19 protein-coding genes and 1 riboswitch are annotated in these 18093 nt (G+C 62.8%); of the genes, 8 read left to right on the forward strand and 11 right to left on the reverse strand.

Annotation, left to right across the window (positions count from 1 at the left end):
• Positions 1-17: 17 nt before the first annotated feature.
• Positions 18-1100: a 2'-deoxycytidine 5'-triphosphate deaminase gene (locus tag IE166_RS10970; RefSeq protein ID WP_189503772.1), complete on the reverse strand. Its 1083-nt coding sequence runs from the start codon at positions 1098-1100 to the stop codon at positions 18-20.
• A gap of 76 nt (positions 1101-1176) precedes the next feature.
• A riboswitch (SAM riboswitch) is annotated at positions 1177-1253 on the forward strand.
• A gap of 66 nt (positions 1254-1319) precedes the next feature.
• Here IE166_RS10970 and IE166_RS10975 point away from each other — a divergent pair.
• A complete protein-coding gene (locus IE166_RS10975; protein WP_189503773.1) occupies positions 1320-2504 on the forward strand; it encodes an O-succinylhomoserine sulfhydrylase in 1185 nt (394 codons plus the stop codon).
• 10 nt (positions 2505-2514) lie between these two features.
• Here the strand turns inward: IE166_RS10975 and IE166_RS10980 are convergent, their stop codons facing one another.
• Positions 2515-2838 (reverse strand): MmcQ/YjbR family DNA-binding protein, encoded by a 324-nt coding sequence (locus IE166_RS10980; protein WP_189503775.1) that lies wholly within the window; start codon positions 2836-2838, stop codon positions 2515-2517.
• 198 nt (positions 2839-3036) lie between these two features.
• On the opposite strand from IE166_RS10980, the gene apaG reads away from it, so the two are divergent.
• Complete coding sequence (gene apaG / locus IE166_RS10985) at positions 3037-3432, forward strand: Co2+/Mg2+ efflux protein ApaG (protein WP_189503777.1); 396 nt, start codon at positions 3037-3039, stop codon at positions 3430-3432.
• An 18-nt stretch (positions 3433-3450) separates the two neighbouring features.
• On the opposite strand, the gene IE166_RS10990 is transcribed toward apaG, so the two are convergent.
• From IE166_RS10990 to IE166_RS11000, 3 genes are read right to left on the reverse strand one after another with little or no spacing between them, the layout of a single operon-like run.
• Positions 3451-4446, reverse strand: a complete 996-nt coding sequence (locus IE166_RS10990; RefSeq protein WP_244641444.1) for an Hsp33 family molecular chaperone — start codon at positions 4444-4446, stop codon at positions 3451-3453.
• The gene (gene argF / locus IE166_RS10995) at positions 4439-5389 is read right to left on the reverse strand and encodes an ornithine carbamoyltransferase (protein WP_189505861.1); all 951 of its coding nucleotides are present in this window, start codon (positions 5387-5389) and stop codon (positions 4439-4441) included. Before argF ends, IE166_RS10990 begins: the two co-directional genes overlap by 8 nt.
• An 8-nt stretch (positions 5390-5397) precedes the next feature.
• Positions 5398-6618: an aspartate aminotransferase family protein gene (locus IE166_RS11000; protein ID WP_189503778.1), complete on the reverse strand. Its 1221-nt coding sequence runs from the start codon at positions 6616-6618 to the stop codon at positions 5398-5400.
• Between the two features lie 415 nt (positions 6619-7033).
• Between IE166_RS11000 and IE166_RS11005 the strand changes: the two genes are divergently transcribed.
• On the forward strand, positions 7034-7570 hold the full coding sequence (locus IE166_RS11005) for a GcrA family cell cycle regulator (RefSeq protein WP_189503780.1): 537 nt from the start codon (positions 7034-7036) through the stop codon (positions 7568-7570).
• Between the two features lie 181 nt (positions 7571-7751).
• On the forward strand, positions 7752-8327 hold the full coding sequence (locus IE166_RS11010; protein WP_189503782.1) for an acyloxyacyl hydrolase: 576 nt from the start codon (positions 7752-7754) through the stop codon (positions 8325-8327).
• A 77-nt stretch (positions 8328-8404) separates the two neighbouring features.
• Here IE166_RS11010 and IE166_RS11015 read toward each other — a convergent pair whose 3' ends face one another.
• Positions 8405-9229, reverse strand: coding sequence for a tetratricopeptide repeat protein (locus IE166_RS11015; protein WP_189503784.1), 825 nt, complete (start codon positions 9227-9229; stop codon positions 8405-8407).
• 166 nt (positions 9230-9395) lie between these two features.
• On the opposite strand from IE166_RS11015, the gene IE166_RS11020 reads away from it, so the two are divergent.
• The 4 genes from IE166_RS11020 (at position 9396) to IE166_RS11035 (ending at position 12474) form a co-directional block, all read left to right on the forward strand.
• The gene (locus IE166_RS11020; protein WP_189503786.1) at positions 9396-10772 is read left to right on the forward strand and encodes a leucyl aminopeptidase family protein; all 1377 of its coding nucleotides are present in this window, start codon (positions 9396-9398) and stop codon (positions 10770-10772) included.
• Between the two features lie 78 nt (positions 10773-10850).
• Positions 10851-11201 carry a MarR family winged helix-turn-helix transcriptional regulator gene (locus IE166_RS11025; protein ID WP_189503788.1) on the forward strand — a complete coding sequence of 117 codons (351 nt, stop codon included), beginning with the start codon at positions 10851-10853 and terminating at the stop codon, positions 11199-11201.
• Positions 11198-12076, forward strand: a complete 879-nt coding sequence (locus IE166_RS11030; protein WP_189503790.1) for a C40 family peptidase — start codon at positions 11198-11200, stop codon at positions 12074-12076. The genes IE166_RS11025 and IE166_RS11030 overlap by 4 nt, the downstream gene beginning before the upstream one ends.
• A gap of 38 nt (positions 12077-12114) precedes the next feature.
• Positions 12115-12474 (forward strand): DUF2200 domain-containing protein, encoded by a 360-nt coding sequence (locus tag IE166_RS11035; RefSeq protein WP_189503792.1) that lies wholly within the window; start codon positions 12115-12117, stop codon positions 12472-12474.
• Positions 12475-12494: 20 nt separating this feature from the next.
• Here the strand turns inward: IE166_RS11035 and IE166_RS11040 are convergent, their stop codons facing one another.
• Genes IE166_RS11040 through IE166_RS11060 form a run of 5 tightly spaced genes read right to left on the reverse strand, consistent with a single transcriptional unit; the run spans position 12495 to position 18085 of the window.
• Entirely contained in the window at positions 12495-13517 is a 1023-nt protein-coding gene (locus IE166_RS11040) for a type II secretion system F family protein (RefSeq protein WP_189503794.1), read from the reverse strand.
• A gap of 7 nt (positions 13518-13524) precedes the next feature.
• Positions 13525-14529: a type II secretion system F family protein gene (locus IE166_RS11045; protein WP_189503796.1), complete on the reverse strand. Its 1005-nt coding sequence runs from the start codon at positions 14527-14529 to the stop codon at positions 13525-13527.
• A 19-nt stretch (positions 14530-14548) separates the two neighbouring features.
• Positions 14549-16048, reverse strand: coding sequence for a CpaF family protein (locus tag IE166_RS11050; protein WP_189503798.1), 1500 nt, complete (start codon positions 16046-16048; stop codon positions 14549-14551).
• A 33-nt stretch (positions 16049-16081) separates the two neighbouring features.
• Positions 16082-17356: an AAA family ATPase gene (locus tag IE166_RS11055; RefSeq protein ID WP_189503800.1), complete on the reverse strand. Its 1275-nt coding sequence runs from the start codon at positions 17354-17356 to the stop codon at positions 16082-16084.
• 18 nt (positions 17357-17374) lie between these two features.
• Positions 17375-18085 carry a CpaD family pilus assembly protein gene (locus IE166_RS11060; RefSeq protein ID WP_189503802.1) on the reverse strand — a complete coding sequence of 237 codons (711 nt, stop codon included), beginning with the start codon at positions 18083-18085 and terminating at the stop codon, positions 17375-17377.
• Positions 18086-18093: the final 8 nt, after the last annotated feature.

Genomic DNA, 18093 nt, shown 5'->3' on the forward strand with positions numbered 1-18093 from the left:
CAGCGCCATGCCTCGTATCAACGGAAGTGCTTGGACAGCTTCAGGCCCTGCGCCTGGTAGTTCGACTGGAGGTCCGCGCCATAAAGCGCATCTGGCCGATCCTGCATATGCTCGTAAACCAGACGGCCAACGATCTGGCCGTGTTCCAGAATGAAGGGCACTTCGTGGCTGCGCACTTCCAGCACGGCCCGGCTCCCCGTGCCGCCAGCCTGCGAATGGCCGAAGCCGGGGTCGAAAAAACCGGCGTAATGGACCCGAAATTCCCCGACTAGCGGGTCAAAAGGGGTCATTTCAGCCGCAAAATCGGGTGGAACATGCACGGCTTCGCGGGAAACCAGGATATAAAACTCGTCGGGATCGAGGATCAGCTCGCCCTGGCCACGATCCGTCAGCGGCTCCCAGAAGTCGGCGGCGTCCTGAGCTGCGCGCTTGTCGACATCCACCACGCCGGTGTGATGCTTGCCGCGATAGCCGATCACGCCACCGCCCGTACCCTTGAGGTCGATCGATAGCGCAATACCGTTGCCGGAAATGTTGGGCTGTTCGGACGCAACCAGCGTTTCGCGCTCATGCAGATCGAGCAGCGCCGCCCCATCCAGCATCGCCGAGCCCGTGCGGAAGCGAATCTGCGACAGCCTTGAGCCGGTACGCACCACGATCGGGAAGGTGCGCGGGGAGACTTCGAGATAAAGCGGGCCGCGATAGCCGGCCGGGATCTTGTCGAATTCCTGGCCGTGATCCGTCATCACGCGGGTAAAGATGTCGAGCCGGCCGGTCGAGCTTTTCGGATTGGCCGAAGCGGCGATCTCGCTCGGAAGCGCCAGCGCTTCCAGCAGCGGCACGATGTACACGCAGCCGGTTTCCAGCACCGCGCCGGCGCTGAGGTCGATCTCGTGCAGCTTCAGGCGGTCGAGCTTGGCTTCCACCGTGCTGGCCTGGCCCGGCAGAAAGCTCGCACGCACCCGGTAAGCCTTCGCACCCAGGCGCAGGTCGAGGCTCGCCGGCTGGATCTGGTCGGTGTCGAGCGGACGGCCAGTCGTCAGCGCGCCGCTTTGAAAAAGCGCCGCTATGTCTCGATCGGGAAGAATGCCTGTACGCAACCTGAGCCTACTCCTACGCGTGCGCGAGGATGGGCAAAGCGCAAGGTTGACGCAAGCATTCGCGCGGGTCTAAAGGACCTTATCCCGTGGTGATTTGCCGGTCGGCTTGCAGCCACGTTAAACAAGTCGCTAAAGGACCGTGGGCGTTGAGCCTTTTGGACCGGTTGCGACGTCGCGGCCGGTTTTTTTGTGCCGGTCTTTCAGTTTTGGGACATGATGATGAGCTTTGATACGCGCAACTGGAAACCCGCCACCACCCTCGTCCACGCAGGCGCGCTGCGATCGAACTTCGGTGAAATGTCGGAGGCGATCCACCTCACTCAAGGCTTCGTTTACGACACGGCCGAGCAGGCGGAAGCGCGCTTCAAGGGCGAAGAGCCCGGCTTCATCTATTCGCGCTATGCCAACCCGACCAACGACATTTTCGAAAAGCGCATGTGCGCGCTGGAAGGTGCGGAAGAAGCCCGCGCCACCGCATCCGGCATGGCCGCCGTCGCCGCCGCACTTCTTTGCAGCCTCAAGGCCGGCGACCATGTCGTCGCTGCGCGCGCGCTGTTCGGCTCCTGCCGCTGGATCATCGAAACCCTGATGCCGCGCTATGGCATCGAGTCCACGCTGGTCGATGGTCGCGATCTGCAAGCCTGGGAACAGACCGTGCGCCCCAACACCAAGCTGTTCTTCCTGGAAAGCCCGACCAACCCGACATTGGAAGTCGTGGACATCGCGGCGGTCGCTAGACTAGCCAACAGCATCGGCGCACGGCTCGTGGTCGACAACGTCTTCGCCACGCCCTTGCAGCAGAAGCCGCTCGAACTCGGCGCGCATGTCGTGGTTTATTCGGCCACCAAGCATATCGACGGACAGGGCCGCTGCCTCGGCGGCGTGATCTTGTCGGACAAGGAGTGGATCGAAGAAAAGCTGCAGGATTATTTCCGCCATACCGGCCCGAGCCTGTCGCCGTTCAACGCCTGGACCCTGCTGAAGGGCCTGGAAACATTGCCGCTGCGCGTCAGGCAGCAGACGGCAAGCGCGGCTAAAATCGCGGACTTCCTGGCTGACCATCCCAAGGTCTCGAAGGTCATCTATCCCGGCCGCAAAGACCATCCGCAGGCCGACATCATCGCGCGCCAGATGACCGGCGGCTCCACGCTGATCTGCTTTGAGCTGAAAGACAAGGCAGCGGCTTTCGGCGTGGCCAACGCGCTGGATATCGTTTTGATCTCCAACAATCTCGGCGATGCAAAGAGCCTGATCACCCATCCGGCGACCACCACCCACAAGAACCTGACGCCGGAAGCGCGCGCGGAAGGCGGCATCCGCGAAGGCACGTTGCGCTTCTCCACCGGCCTGGAAGACACCGACGATCTGATCGCCGACTTCGATCAGGCTTTGTCGAAGATCTGAAGGTTCGGATCTAAAGCAGCGCCCTCGGCGCCACGCTTCGCCAAGCCAGATGCATGGCCTGGCGGAGCAGGTCGGGCTCGATCTTCTCCAGCGCGATCATTGTCCAGCCTTTTTCGCCCCAGCTTCCGGGGACGGGCGTGAACAGCGCCTCCGCCTGTTCGCGAAACAGGATCTGCTCTTCCGGCGAAAGCTTCACCACCGCACGGCCGTCCTGTGTGCGAAAGGTCGCGAAAATATGCCCGCCGACCCTGAAGTCGGCCACATCGAAATGACTGTCTTCAACGGTTTGCGGCATGGAAAGCGCCAAAGCGCGGAAATCTTCCTCCGTCATCATTTTAGTCCTCCCAAAAGGGAGACTACGACTGAAACATCGTTCTGGCGAGGAGCATGCATGGTGAGGCGAGGAGCCGACCGCGCGCTCAGCGCCAGCGCCGGCCATCAAGCCTGTGCGAGCGGCGGAACAGTGTGGCTTGACTGCGCTTGTCGAGACAGCAAAGCTGCAACCGGGCGGGAAGACGGGAACTGAGTGACCATGTATCGCGCCACAACCTATGACATCGAAGTCACCGCCGAGCCGTTCTATCTCGAGGACCGCTCCGATCCAGACGATAGCCATTATCTCTGGGCCTACCGCATCACGATCGCCAACAAGTCGGACCAAGCGGTGACCCTTGTTGCGCGCCATTGGCAGATCACCGATGCGCGCGGCAAGGTGGAGATCGTCGACGGCGAAGGCGTTGTGGGCGAGCAGCCGGAACTCGAGCCCGGCGACAGTTTTCAATACACGTCAGGTTGCCCGCTCAGCACACCATCAGGCTTCATGGTCGGGCGCTACGACATGCAAGCCCGCGACGGCGCCGTGTTCAGCGTCGACATTCCCGCCTTTTCGCTCGACACGCCGCAGGCCACGCCGCGCGTCGTGAACTAAGGGCCCGAGCCGCTTGCGTTAGTGCCGGACCCTGAACTCGGCGGGATCGAAGCTGTAGCGCGTCGAGCAGAACTCGCAGCTGACATGGATCTGCCCGTCGGCTTCGGTGGTTTCGGTGATCTCTTCGGCCGAAAACCCTTCCAGGATGCCGCGGATCTTGTCGCGCGAGCAGGAGCAATCGTCCTTGACCTCAACGCTGTCAAACACGCGAACGCCATGCTCGTTGAACAACCGGTACAACAACCGCTCGGCCCCTACAGTCGGATCGAACAGTTCGTCCGGCTCGATCGTTTCCATCAAGGCGACCAGTTCCAGCCAGGCATTGTCTTCCGGACCATCGGCAGCGTCCTCGTTGGGATCGTCGCCGCCCGGCAGATCGCGGACCTGCATGCGCTCCGGCGCGCGCGGCAGAAACTGCGCCAGCATGCCGCCGGCGCGCCAAAGCTCCTTCGCTCCACCCTCGCCCGGCACGATCTGCTTGGCCACAGCTAGGCGCACTTCGGTCGGGATCTGCTCGGACTGCCGGAAATAGATGCGCGCGACGTCTTCGAAGGAGGTCGCTTCCAGTTGCACGATGCCCTGGTACCGCTGGGTGTGCGGACCCTGGTCGATGGTCAGCGCCAGAACGCCATTGCCCAGCAGTTCGGCCGAGGTGGTCGCTTGATCCGCAATCGCCGCCTCAACGCGCTCGGCATCGAAACGAGCATAGCCGCGCACCGAAGAGGGAGACGAGAAGTCGGCAACCAGCAGATCGACGGGCCCATCCGTGCGGGTTTGCAGGATGAACTTGCCCTCGAACTTCAGGGATGTGCCGATCAGCACCGTCAGCACGATCGCTTCGGCCAGAAGGCGCGACACCGGCTCGGGGTAGTCGTGACGTTCCAGGATGCTGTTGATCATCGGCCCGAGCTGGACCGTGCGGCCGCGCACATCCAGCGGCGCCACTTCGAAGGGCACGACATGGTCGTCGCCGGCGACCCCGAAGTCGCCCAAACGCAGGTTTGTATCAGGCAAAAGCAGTCGCCTCGTTTATCGCAGCGGGTTGTTCAGCAGCCAGACACCAAGCCAACACGGCCTTTTGCGCGTGCAAGCGATTTTCGGCCTCATCGAAGACAACGGAATGCGGCCCATCGATGACCTCGTCCGTGACTTCCTCGCCCCGGTGCGCGGGCAGGCAGTGCATGAACAAGGCCTCGGGCCGCGCTCGCGCCATCAGCTTTTCGTTGACCTGGTAAGGCAGGAACACGTTGTGGCCGCGCGCCTTATCCTCGAAGCCCATCGACACCCATGTATCGGTCACCACGCAATCCGCGCCGTCGACCGCATCTTCCGCCGTTTTGGTGAAGGTGACGCGGCCGCCATTGGCCTTGGCCCAGTCGGTAAAGCGCTCCACAGGCTCGCTGCCTTCCGGCACTGCGACGTTCAAGCGGAAGTCGAAGCGTGCGGAGGCTTCCATCAGGGAATGCAGCACGTTGTTGCCATCGCCGGTCCAGGCAAACAGCTTGTCCTTCACCGGCCCGCGATGTTCCTCATAGGTCATCAGATCGGCCATGATCTGGCACGGATGCGTTTCGTCCGTCAGGCCGTTGATCACCGGCACCGTCGCGTTTTCCGTCAGTTCGATCAAACGCGCATGATCGGTGGTGCGGATCATGATCGCATCGACATAGCGCGACAGGACCTTGGCGGTGTCGGCGATCGTTTCCGAGCGTCCCAGCTGCATTTCGGTGCCCGTCAGCATGATCGTTTCGCCACCGAGCTGGCGCATGCCGACATCGAACGACACGCGGGTACGGGTCGACGGCTTGTCGAAGATCATCGCCAGTGCCTTGCCTTCCAACGGCTTTGACCGCTCGCCGGCCTTCAGCCGGGACTTGCGGGCATGGGCATCATCCATGATCGCGCGCAGCTGATGCGGCGCCATGGAGGACAGATCGGTGAAATGGCGAACAGTCATGGTGCCGCTCATGCTGCCGATCCGTTCGCCTGGCTTAGACCCCGTTGACTAAGCCCTTGCGCCGCCCTGCGGATGCGCTCCACGCCGTCGCGGATCTCCTCGTCGGTCAGCGTTAGCGGCGGAAGGAGGCGCACCACATTGTCACCGGCTGGCACCGCCAGCAGATGCTCGTCGCGCAGCTTGGCATTCACCACCGTGTTCGGCATCTTGCATTTCAGCCCGAGCATCAGCCCGTCACCGCGAATATCTTCCACGACATCGGGATAGGTGTCGGCGATTTCGGCCAGACCCTGCTTCATGGCATTGGCCTTGCGCACGACATCATCCAGGAAGCCGTCCTCCAGAACGACATCGAGCACGGCATTGCCGACCGCCATGGCCAACTGGTTGCCGCCGAAGGTCGTGCCATGCACGCCCGGCACCATGCCCGATGCCGCGTCTTCCGAAGCCAGGCATGCGCCCACGGGGAAGCCGCCGCCGATGCCCTTGGCGATCGCCATGATGTCCGGGGTCACGCCGCTGCGCTCATAGGCGAACAGCTTGCCGGTGCGGCCGATGCCAGTCTGCACTTCGTCGAAGATCAGCAACAGGTCCTGCTCATCGCAGATGGCTCGCAACTCGTTGAGGAACGAGGCCGGCGCCAAACGGATACCGCCCTCGCCCTGAAGGGGCTCGATCAAAATCGCGGCCGTTTCGGGCGTGATCGCGGCCTTTACTGCGGCAATGTCGTTGAACGGCACCTGATCGAAGCCGTCGACCTTGGGGCCGAAGCCTTCGATATATTTGGCCTGTCCGCCGGCCGCGATGGTGGCCAGCGTGCGGCCGTGAAACGCCCCTTCAAAGGTCAGGATGCGGAACTTGGCCCCATCGCCTTTGGCATAATGATAGCGGCGCGCGGTCTTGATCGCGCATTCCAGCGCTTCCGCACCCGAATTGGTGAAGAACACGCGGTCGGCGAAGGTCGCGGCGGCAAGGCGCTCGGCGAGCTTTTCCTGTTGTGGCACTTCATAAAGGTTCGACGTGTGCCAGAGCTTGCCGGCCTGGTCCGTCAGCGCCTGCACGAGATGGGGATGCGAATGCCCCAGCGAGTTGACCGCAATGCCGCCGGCAAAATCCAGGTATCGCTCGCCATCCACCGAAATGAGCCACGTGCCCTCGCCTCGCTCGAAAGCCAGGGGTGCTCGTGCAAACGTGTTGTAAAGCGCCGATCCAGTCGCCGATACAGTCATTGTCTCAACTCCGCGCGATGCGGGCCAGGCGAACCTGGCTTCCCTTGATGCTGCAGAAAGTAAAAAGCCGCCCTCGGGGCGGCCTTCTCCGAGCAATATTGGTGTTTTCACCCTTGAAGTCAACGCAACCAAAGACTGGTCTATGCGACGACTCATCCGGTTTGCGCGGTGCCCGTCTACCCTTGCGTGAAGCTTGCGGCGGTCACGTTCAAGCTGGGGAAAACCGCAGAAACTGATTCGCAGGCGTCGCAGGACTCTTGTCACGGAGTCACGCGACCACTAGGTTCGGCTCTACGAGATAACAAGATTTCGTACGGCGAACCTTATCACCGAGCATATGTAGCACATCCTCCAGTTCAAGCGGCTGGAAGGATGACGGATTCGGCTTGCCGTGCCGTCAACGGAGCGTGGAAACATGAACTGGACAGACGAGCGGGTCGAGCTCCTCAAGAAACTTTGGGCCGAAGGTCTGAGCGCCAGCCAGATTGCCGCACAGCTCGGCAATGTCAGCCGCAATGCCGTGATCGGCAAGGTGCATCGCCTCAAGCTTTCCAGCCGAGGACGCGCCACGGCCGCTCCCGCCGCGAAAAAGAAGATGGTTGCGACCCCAACCACCGTTCAGCGGACGGTCACGGCTGCGGCTCGTCCCGCAACCGCACAACCGCCACGCATCATCACCACCACTGTCGGCGCAAACGCGCTGCAGATGCAGTTCGATGCCGAGCCGGTGGCCAATCAGCAGATCCGCCCGGCAAGCGATGTCGTGGTGCCGATCTCGCGCCGCCTGCATCTGGTGGAGCTCAGCGAGCGCACCTGCAAGTGGCCGAACGGCGATCCGCTGTCGGAAGACTTCAGCTTCTGCGGCAACGACGCCAAGGATGCGAGCCCCTATTGCGGCTACCATGCCAAGGTCGCGTTCCAGCCGGTCGGCGAGCGCCGCCGCGCGCGCTAAGCCTCGCAGAACGTCTGCAACACAAGTATCGAGCCGGTATGCAGCATATGCGTACCGGCTTTTTTGTGCCCGTTGCGCAACACTGATCCGCTCGCGCGATATAGCTTAACGAATGGCAATTCCCAATCCAGCCAGCAGGCGTAGTTTCGCGGTCGAATCATTGGCGGGCGGGACGTCGAACATGAAGAAATCTTTGCTGGCGCTCGGCGCCCTTTTGGCGCTTGGCGCGGCACCGGCTGCAGCACAGGAAGCAGGCTTCCTTGGCGGCATCCAGATCGGCAAGAATGCCGACAAATATGAAGTCCGTCTTGGCGGCGGCGCTTATGATGCCGGCCCGTTCACGCCGGACTCGTTTAGCGGCGGCGTGATCAACGGCGAGTTCCTGTTTCCGAGCTTCGACTTCCTGCAGGGCATCGGTTCGCCGCGTCCTTACATCGGCACCGACATCGCGATCTCCGACGATCCGATCCATGTCCTTTATGCCGGCTTGAATTGGCAAGCCTACCTGACGCAGCGCTTCTATCTCGGCTTCAGCCTGGGCGGATCGCTCAACACCGATTCCAAGCGCACCAATGACGAAGGCGACGAGCGCGATCTCGGCTCCAACGTCCTGTTCCACCTTCAGGCCACGGCAGGTGTGGACATTACGGAAAAGCTCGGCGCCGAAGCCTTCCTCAACCACATCTCGAACGCCAATCTCGGTTCTTCGAATGATGGTCTGGAATCGGCCGGCGTCCGCCTGACCTGGAAGTTCTAAGCCCGTCCAGACGGCAAAAAAGAAGCGCCTCCAAGAGGCGCTTCGACATTCCCATCAGTGCAAGGCGCGGCAGGACCTCAGTTGGTCTTCCGCGCCTTGTCTTCTTTCTTGAGGTCGTTCCAGGCATTCTGCTGCGCCAGCATGCCTCTGAGATAGGCGACATTGGCCTGCGCCTGATCGGGCGAGAGTTCCTGGCTAGCAATCGCCTCGGCTTCCGCAAAGCGCCCCTGCAGCCCCACCACCAGAGCCAGGTTCTGGCGCACGCGGCTGTCGGCACCGGGTGCTGCGGCGGCCTTGCGCATCGTCGCTTCGGCGGTTTTCAGATCGCCGGTCAGCACATAGGACATTCCAAGGTTCGACAGAACGGAAGGCTCACCGGGCTTCAGCTCCAGCGCGCGCGTATAAAGATTGCGCGCTTCGTTGTTTTGGCCGAGCTGGTCGAGGATCGCGGCTTCGGCGGAAACCAGCCGCCAATCCGGATATTCCGGCGTTTGAGCACGGCGCACCGCCTGCAAAGCCGGCTCGAACTGACCGTCGGCCGCAAGCGCCTTGCCGTAGGCCGCCAACACATCGCGATCCTTGGGGTGGTCGATCGCCGACTTGCGCATCACCGCCAGAGCCTGTTCGGTGCTGCCGCTCATCTGCAGAACCGCGGCGTAGCGCAGCGCGGTCGCCTTGTCGCTCGGCTGTTTGGCGTAGGATTGCCCGAGCCGCTGCGCGACACCTTGCAACTCCGCACTCGACATTTGCTCGACCGAACGGCCCGAGGCTGCGGGAGCGATCGAGCCTGTGGTTTCGCGGCTGGTTTGTGAACAGGCCGCAACACCGGCTGCCAGCATCAGGGCCAAGCCGGCCCTGAGCAAAGGCTTGGCGGTGAAGATGGTCTGACGATTGACGGACATCTGCGGCACCCCCTGCTCTTGCCCTGCCGCATCAGCAATATTCCGTTAACCCTAACGGAGCGTTAAACAGCATCCTTGCTTTCACTGGCGTTCTGCCCGAGGTCGACAGCCGCCCTTCCCGCTCTTAGAACAGCAAGCCGAACACACATCAGAGTGGACTCGAGTCATGCCCGTCGAACTTCTTTCCAAGCGCCCGGACAAGGCACTGCCGATCTATCTGGTTGCGAAGAACGGGTCTGACGCGGCTTGGCCGACGGCAGCCCGCGAATGGGCGAAGCTGCATGAGTTTTCGGGCGAAGCTGGCCGCGTCCTTTGCTTTCCGACCGACAGTGGCCAGCTCGGCGGCGCGCTCTGCGGTATGGGCGCCTCTGATGAAGGTGGGCTGAGCGCGCTGTCCAGCGGCGCACTTGCCCGCGCTCTGCCGGCTGGCGACTGGTATTTCGCCGATGTGCCCGGTGACGCGACACTGGCCGCACTCGGCACTGTTCTCGGCGCCTATTCTTTCGAGCGCTACGGCAAGAAGCCGACCCGCACATTGCGCGTGGCCGTCGGCGACGATGTCGATGCCGCGCATGTGAGCCGCATTGCCGATGGCGTGTTTCTAGCACGCGACCTCATCAACACCCCCACCAACGACATGGGCCCGGCCCAGCTGGAAGAAGCCGTCCGCACCCTCGCTTCCCGCTTCAAAGCCAGGGTCGAGGTGACATCGGGTGACGCCCTGCTCAAGGCCAATTTTCCGATGATCCATGCGGTCGGTCGCGCTTCCGACCAGGCGCCGCGGTTACTCGACCTGACCTGGGGTCGCAGCGGGTCGCCCAAGGTCACGCTGGTCGGTAAGGGCGTATGCTTCGACACTGGCGGCCTCGACATCAAGCCGGCCAGCAACATGCTGCTTATGAAGAAGGACATGGGTGGCGCCGCCAACGTGCTCGGCCTCGCTTCCATGCTGATGGCCGCCAAACTCGACATCCGCCTGCGCGTCCTCATCCCTGCCGTCGAAAATTCGATCGCAGGCAACGCCTTCCGCCCAAGCGACGTGCTGCAAAGCCGCAAGGGCATTACGGTGGAAGTCGGTAATACCGATGCGGAAGGCCGCCTCGTTCTGGCCGATGCCCTGGCGCTCGCCGACGAAGAAAGCCCCGACCTCCTGATCGATATGGCGACGCTAACCGGTGCCGCCCGCGTCGCTCTCGGACCCGACGTGCCGCCCTTCTTCACCGACGACACCGCGCTCGCCTTCGACATCGCGACCGCAGCAGATGCGGCCGCCGATCCGCTCTGGCGCCTGCCGCTCTACAAGCCCTATGCCGCGCGCCTCGCTTCCAAGATCGCCGACACCAACAACGTCAATGCCGACGGCATGGCCGGCGCGGTCACGGCGGCGCTGTTCCTGCGCAAGTTCGTGGAGAAAGCCCATAGCTGGGCACATTTCGACATTTATGGCTGGAACCCGATTGATCGCCCGCACTGCCCGGTCGGCGGCGAAGCGCAGGGTATCCGCGCGCTTGAGCGCTTCCTGACCCGCCGCTTCGGCGCCTGACGCCCAGCCGGCGCTTGCATAGGCTTCGAGCCTGATCTAGCTTGATACGGATCCGAAACGAATGCGAGCGTCTAGGCGATGCCGGTTACTTTGCGTCCCGGACAGGCACTCGGATTATGGCGCTCCACCTTGCTGGCACAGGTCCTCGCCGACGCGCCGGATCTCACCACGCGCCAGATGGCGATCCTGCTCACCATCTACCTCGATCCGCCGCCGCATACGATCCGTGGGCTTGCCGCCAAGCTCAGCGTCACCAAGCCGGTGATCACGCGCGCACTCGACACGATGGGCGAACTGAAGCTCGTGTCGCGCCATCGCGACGAAGCGGATCGGCGCAACGTTCTCGTGCGCCGTACCGTTGAAGGTTCATTGTTCGTCGAGGGGATCGGCGACATCATCATTGCCAAAGCACGGGACTTACCGACATGACCGCCCTCGATCGCCGCCTTCATGCCTTCCGCGACGATCTCGCCGACATCCGTCTCAGCGGCCAAGTGGAAGCCCGCGATTATGTGGAAGGCCAGCCGGCCCGCATCGTCGCTCCCGTCGCCGACCTCCTACGCCAACCCACGCTCGAAGCCGGCATGGACACGCAGATCCTCCATGGCGAGGACGTGCGCGTGTACGACCAGGCCGATGGCTTTGCTTGGATTCAGGCTGCGGATGGCTATGTCGGTTACGTCCAGGCGGATGCTCTGGCGCCGGTACTCGCCGAACCCACCCATGTGGTGACCGCGCCGCGCACCTTCGTTTATCCCGGCGCCGATCTGCGCTTTCCCCGCCGCCGCAGCCTGTCGATCGGCAGCCTGGTTCACATCACCGGCGAGAGCGAGACACGCGGCACCGGCTATTCCCTGCTGGACAATGGCGAGGCGCTGATCACCAAGCACCTGCAGCCCCTGCCCTATGCCGTGCTTGATTATGTCGATGTCGCCGAAAGCCTTATCAACACGCCCTATCTCTGGGGCGGCGCCTCAGGCTTCGGCATCGATTGTTCCGGCATCGTGCAGCTCTCCATGCGCATGGCCGGCCTTTATGCCCTGCGCGACACCGACATGCAGGCGAGCACAACAGGCGAAGCCGTCCAGCCCGGCCCCGACATGGCGCTCCTAAAGCGCGGCGACCTCGTCTTCTGGAAAGGCCACGTCGCCATCGTGACCGGCCCCGACGAAATCATCCACGCCAGCGGCCACACGATGTGTGTCACCCGTGAATCACTATCCGCCGCCGTGGAGCGGATCGGCTATCTCTACGGCGGCCCGACTGGGTTCCGGCGGCCAATGAGCGATGTAGCGGGATTGTAGACGGCACGACCGCCGGTTCACATGAAGGCAGAAGGGGCATGACCGGGCATCGGATCTATTCGACGAGCTTCGCCAGCGTTTACCCCCTTTATGTCGCCAAGGCCGAGCGGAAGGGCCGGACGAAAGCGGAGGTCGATTCAATCATCTGCTGGCTCACCGGCCATAGCGGACAGACCTTGCGTGACGAGCTCGAGCGGAAGACGAGCTTCGAGACCTTCTTCGCCGGTGCGCCGCGCATGAACCCGGATCGGTCGCTGATCACGGGCATGGTGTGCGGCGTCCGGGTCGAGGAAATCGAAGAGCCGACGATGCGCGAAATCCGCTACCTGGACAAACTCATCGACGAACTCGCCAAAGGAAAGGCGATGGAGAAGATCCTGCGCAAGTCGTTGGGCTGAAGCCGGCCCGCCGTCCTGCCTCACTCCGCCGGTCGCGCCGCCTCGCCCGATCCAAACCGTTCCGACACCTGAATACCCGCCGGCCCCAGGATCACGGCAAACAGCACCGGCAGGAAGAACAAGATCATCGGTACGGTCAGCTTCGGCGGCAGGGCCGCGGCCTTCTTTTCCGCCGCGTTCATGCGTAACTCGCGGCTTTCCTGCGCCAGCACGCGCAGTGCCGACGACACGGGCGTGCCGTAGCGCTCCGCCTGAATCAGCGCCTGCGTCACGCTTTTCACGGTTTCCAGTCCGGTGCGTGCGCCGAGATTTTCATAGGCCTGTCGGCGTTCCTGCAGAAAGGACAGCTCGGCATTGGTGAGGATAAACTCTTCCGCCAGCTCGACCGACTGCGCGCCGATTTCTTCCGCCACCTTGCGGAATGCGGCTTCGATCGACATGCCGGATTCCACGCAGATCAGCATCAAATCGAGCGCATCGGGCCAAGCCGCCTGGATCGAGGCCTTGCGCTTGGAAGCGCGGTTCGTGACGTAAAGCACGGGCAGATAGAAGCCGGCATAAGCGCCCAGCACGCAAACGAAGGCCTTGATGAAAAACGGCTTCTCCGCCAGCCCGCCCATCACCAGCAGGTAAAACAACACCAGCGCCAAGCCTACAAAGGGCAGCACGAGGCGGAAGAACAGGAAGCGCGTCAGCGGGTTCTGGCCGCGAAAACCGGCAACGCGCAGGGAATTAACCGTGCTTTCATCGGCCAGGGCACGGCGCAGATCGAGCCGGTCCACCACCGCGCGCATTCCGACCGACTGTTCCTCACGCAAGCCACCGCCCTTGCGGCGACGGTCGGCTTCGGCGGCCAGGCGCGCACGCTGCTTGGCGCGCAACTCGTCACGCTCCAGAGCCACCGTCTTCATCCGCACCTTCAGCGATGACCCGCCGCTGAAGGCCGGCAGCACCGTGTAGATCGTGGCGAAAACCGCCAGCGAAACCAGCACGGCCATGGCGACGGCCGGATCTTCCACCACGGAATAGATCGCATCCATCATCGCCGGATCAGACCTCGAAATTGATCATGCTGCGCATCACGAAGAGGCCGATCGACATCCAGATGCCGGACACGACCAGGATCAGGTTGCCCGTGCTCGTGGTGAAAAGCGGCATGATGTAGGCCGGGCTCGACAGGTAAACGAGGATCGCCACGATGAAGGGCAGCGCGCCAATAATGGCAGCCGAGGCCTTGGCTTCCATCGAAAGCGCGTTGACCTTGTCCTTCATGCGCTTGCGGTCGCGCAGCACGCGCGAAAGATTGCCGAGCGCTTCCGACAGATTGCCGCCAGCCTGGCTCTGGATCTGGATCACGATGCCGAAGAAGTTCGCTTCCGGGCAGGGCATGGTTTCGCCCATGCGCATGGCCGCTTCCGGCACGGATAGGCCAAGCTGCTGCGCTTCCACGATGCGACGGAACTCGGTCTTCACCGGCTCGCGGCTTTCATGCGCGATCAGCCGGATGCCGTCATTCAGCGGCAGGCCGGATTTCACCGCGCGCACGATCACGTCCAGCGCATTCGGGAATTCGGCAAGGAAAGCCTTCACGCGCCGCTTGCGCTTGAAGGACACGAACCAGCGCGGCAGGCCGATCGCACCGGCTACCAGAACACCCGGCAGAAGATAGACCGGCATGCCCAGGATGAAGGCGACGAAGGTCAGCGCGAAGCCCGTCAGCACGGAATACAGATAAAAGCGATCCATCGCCACGGTCATGCCGGCCTGGCGGATCTGGATCTTCAGCGGCGGCTTCCTTGTGCTGGCGTCGCGGATTTTCTGCTTTTCCTCGAGATCCTTCAGCGAGTCCTGCACCGACTTGCGGCGTTTGGCGATTTCCGCAGCGCGGTCGCGCGTGGCCTTGACGTTCGCGCGCGAGGTTTCGGCAGCCTTGACCGTTTCCAAGCGGCGGCCGGCCTTCTTTTCGGCGGCAATGCGGTCGAACAGGAAGACGTAGGCAAGAAGACCGGCGCTGACGCCAGCCAAGAGCACCAGCAGCAGGATCGATGTGCTCATCTGCTTGCTCCGCCAGGGATCATGCGGCCCGCTTCTCCATGGCTTCGAGAGCCGCGGCCAGCCGCGCTTCCTCGCCATAATAGCGGGCGCGGTCCCAGAAAGCGGGGCGGCCGATGCCGGTCGACACATGCTCGCCGATCAGCCGGCCATTCTGGTCCTCGCCCTTGATATTGTAGAGTACGAGGTCCTGCGTGATCACGACATCGCCTTCCATGCCGACCACTTCCGTGATGTGCGTGATGCGGCGCGAGCCGTCGCGCAGGCGCGCGGCCTGGATGATGATGTCCACCGAGCCCACCACGATCTCGCGCACGGTCTTTTGCGGCAGCGAGAAGCCGCCCATGGCGATCATGGATTCCACGCGGTTTAAGCATTCGCGGGGGCTGTTGGAGTGGATCGTGCCCATCGAGCCATCATGGCCGGTGTTCATGGCCTGCAGCAGGTCGAACACTTCCGGTCCGCGCACCTCGCCGACGATGATGCGTTCGGGGCGCATACGCAGACAGTTTTTTACGAGGTCGCGCATCGTCACCTCGCCCTCGCCTTCGAGGTTCGGCGGCCGCGTTTCCAGCCGCACCACATGCGGCTGCTGCAGCTGCAATTCGGCGGAATCTTCGCAGGTGATGACGCGCTCGTCGCGGTCGATATAGTTGGTCAGGCAGTTGAGCAGCGTCGTCTTGCCCGAACCCGTACCGCCGGAAATCACGACATTGCAGCGCACCCGGCCGATGATCTTCAGGACCTCCGCCCCTTCCGGCGAGATCGCGCCGAATTTCACCAGCTGGTCGAGCGTCAGCTTGTCCTTCTTGAATTTTCGGATGGTGAGCGCCGCACCATCGATCGCCAGCGGCGGCGCGATCACGTTAACGCGCGACCCATCCGGCAGGCGCGCATCGCAGATCGGCGAGCTTTCATCGACGCGGCGGCCGACCTGCGACACGATGCGCTGGCAGATATTCAAGAGCTGCTGGTTATCGCGGAAGCGAATGCCGGTCTGCTCGACCTTGCCGTTCACTTCGATGAAAACCTGCCGCGAGCCGTTGACCATGATGTCGGCGATGTCGTCGCGCGCCAGCAGCGGCTCGAGCGGGCCGTAACCCAGCACGTCGTTGCAGATATCTTCGAGCAGCTCTTCCTGCTCGGCAATCGACATCGCGAAATTCTTGATGCCGATGATGTCGTTGACGATGTCGCGGATTTCTTCGCGCGCGGTTTCCGGATCGAGCTTGGCGAGCTGCGACAGGTCGATCGTATCGATCAGCGCGGAAAAGACCTGGCTCTTGGTGTCGTAATAGCTTTCGCTGCGCGGACGATCCGGCCGACGCGGCGCTTCGGGTGTGGATGCCGGCACACTCGCCACCCGCTTCGGCGGGGACGACATGGCGGGAGCCGGCGCTTGCGTGCTGGGAGCGGCTTCGCGAGGCGGCAAGGGCGCGCGCGACGGCTGCTGTGCCGTTGCAGGCGGGCGAAAATCCGGGAGTTCCCGGACGCCACCATCATTGCCTCGTCTACCGAACATCGGCTCTCACTCCACGCCCTACTACGCCTGGCGCTACCTTTTCGCGCTCTTCAACCTTCCGAGAAGATCAGCCAGGCCCGCGCGCTTGCGTGGCCTGATCTCGCTACGGCCCGTCAGAATGTGGGCAATATCGTTAAGGATCTGCACTGTGGCGTGCTTGGCATCCATTTCGCCCAGCATCCGGCCGTTGTTGGACGCCGTTCCGAAGAATTGCGGATCAAACGGGATGACGGCCAAAGGCGTGAGATCGAGCGGCTCGGCGAAGTCGCTCGGCGAGATTTCCGGCCGCTTCGGCATGCCGGCCTGGTTGAGGATCAGCTTCGGCGCGGCATCGTTGGGTCGCAAGGTACGAAGCGTATCGACGAGGTTCTTGGTGTTGCGGAGATTGGCGAGTTCCGGCGACGCCGTGATCACCACCTCATCGGCCTGCATCAGCGTGGTCTTGGTCCAGCCGTTCCAGGTATGGGGCAGATCGAGCACCAGCATCGGCGCACTGCGCTGTGCGGTGTCGATGATCTGCTGAAACGCATCCGGCTCGAAATCATAGGTCCGCTCCAGCGTCGAGGGTGCGGCGAGCAGCGACAGCTTGTCGGCGCATTGCGCCAGCAGGCGGTCGAGATAAACCTCGTCGATCCGCTCAGGCGCAAACACGGCCTCGGCAATCCCTTGCGCCGGGTCCTGGTCGAAATCGATATTGGCCGTGCCGAAGGCCAGATCCATGTCGGCAACCACGGTTTCGGACGCAAACAGCGTCGAAATCGCCCAGCCCAGATTATGCGCCATGGTGGACGAACCCACCCCGCCCTTGGCGCCGATAAAGGCGATCGAGCGGCCAAGCGGTGCGGCTCCCGGGTCAACGAAAATGCCGGAAATGACAGCCAGCATGTCGGCCATCGAGATCGGCGCGACGACATATTCCGAAATGCCGGAGCGGATCAGTTCGCGATACAGCCAGACATCGTTGTAATGCCCGACAACCACGACCTTCGTGCTGGGATCGCAGACATCCGCCAGTTGCCGCAAGGAGGCGATCAGCTCGCGCGGCTCCTGCCGCGATTCCAGGATGATCAGGTTGGGCGTGGGCGCGGTATGATAGAGGTCGAGCGCGGTGGCGATGCCGCCCATGTGAACCTTGAGATGCGCCTTCGCCATGCGTCGGTCTTCCGACGCGCGCGTGATTGGTCCCGCAACACCTTCTGTTTCGCAGAACGCCTGGATCGAGATGCGCGGGATCGGCCGCAGCGCCCGCAAGGCCGCTGCATCATGATCGCTTTCGGGCAGGTCCGTTTCGTAGGCGAGATTGGTCATCGATGCCGGTTCCGCCCGTCAGTTCTGGTCGTAGTCGATGGTTGGCGAGAAGGTAGTTTCCTTCCGCTTGTAGTTGCCGATCGCAACGCCGCGGTTCTCGGCGTCAATCTCGCTCGAGCGGCGCGGACCGAGCAGGTCGGCTGGATTGGCGATCTGTGCCGCCAGATTGTTCTGATAAGAGCAGCCGAAATTGGCGTAATGCTTGTTGTCTGTGGTGTCGCCGATATCCTTTGGCCAGCGTCCACATGGCTGCGTATAGGCCTGCATGGCATTATACGAAACGCGGATCGGCGCGTTGGTTTCCTTAGCTCCCGCCAGGTAAGCGGCCGTTGCGATCCGATGCGCCGGCACACCATTGCGGCGCAGAACCGCAAACATGTCATGCGCCACATTCGACGCGGCAATTTCGTTTGCGGAGCCGCTCGGCACGACGATGGTCACGGTCGGCTGCGCGTCCGTATCGTATTGCGCGAGAAAGCCTTCGAGGGCGGCCCGCTGCATTGCGGTCATGCGACGATCGGCCATGCCCACCGGCAAATCGATCTTGCGCTCCTTCTCGCCCACGATGATCGGGTGATTGGTGCGATAATCGTCGGGGATAGCGCCGACGGTGACCGAGTCCCGACCCGAGGTCGAGCAGCCCGAAAGCAGCGCCACCGCAAGAAGTGCCGACGCCGCAGCCATCCGACCCGGCACCTTTGACGCGAAGCTGATTGCCTGGAGTGCCATGGCGGCGC

Origin of the sequence: Tianweitania populi (genome assembly GCF_014652875.1) — a bacterium.
Taxonomy (GTDB): Bacteria; Pseudomonadota; Alphaproteobacteria; order Rhizobiales; family Rhizobiaceae; genus Tianweitania; species Tianweitania populi.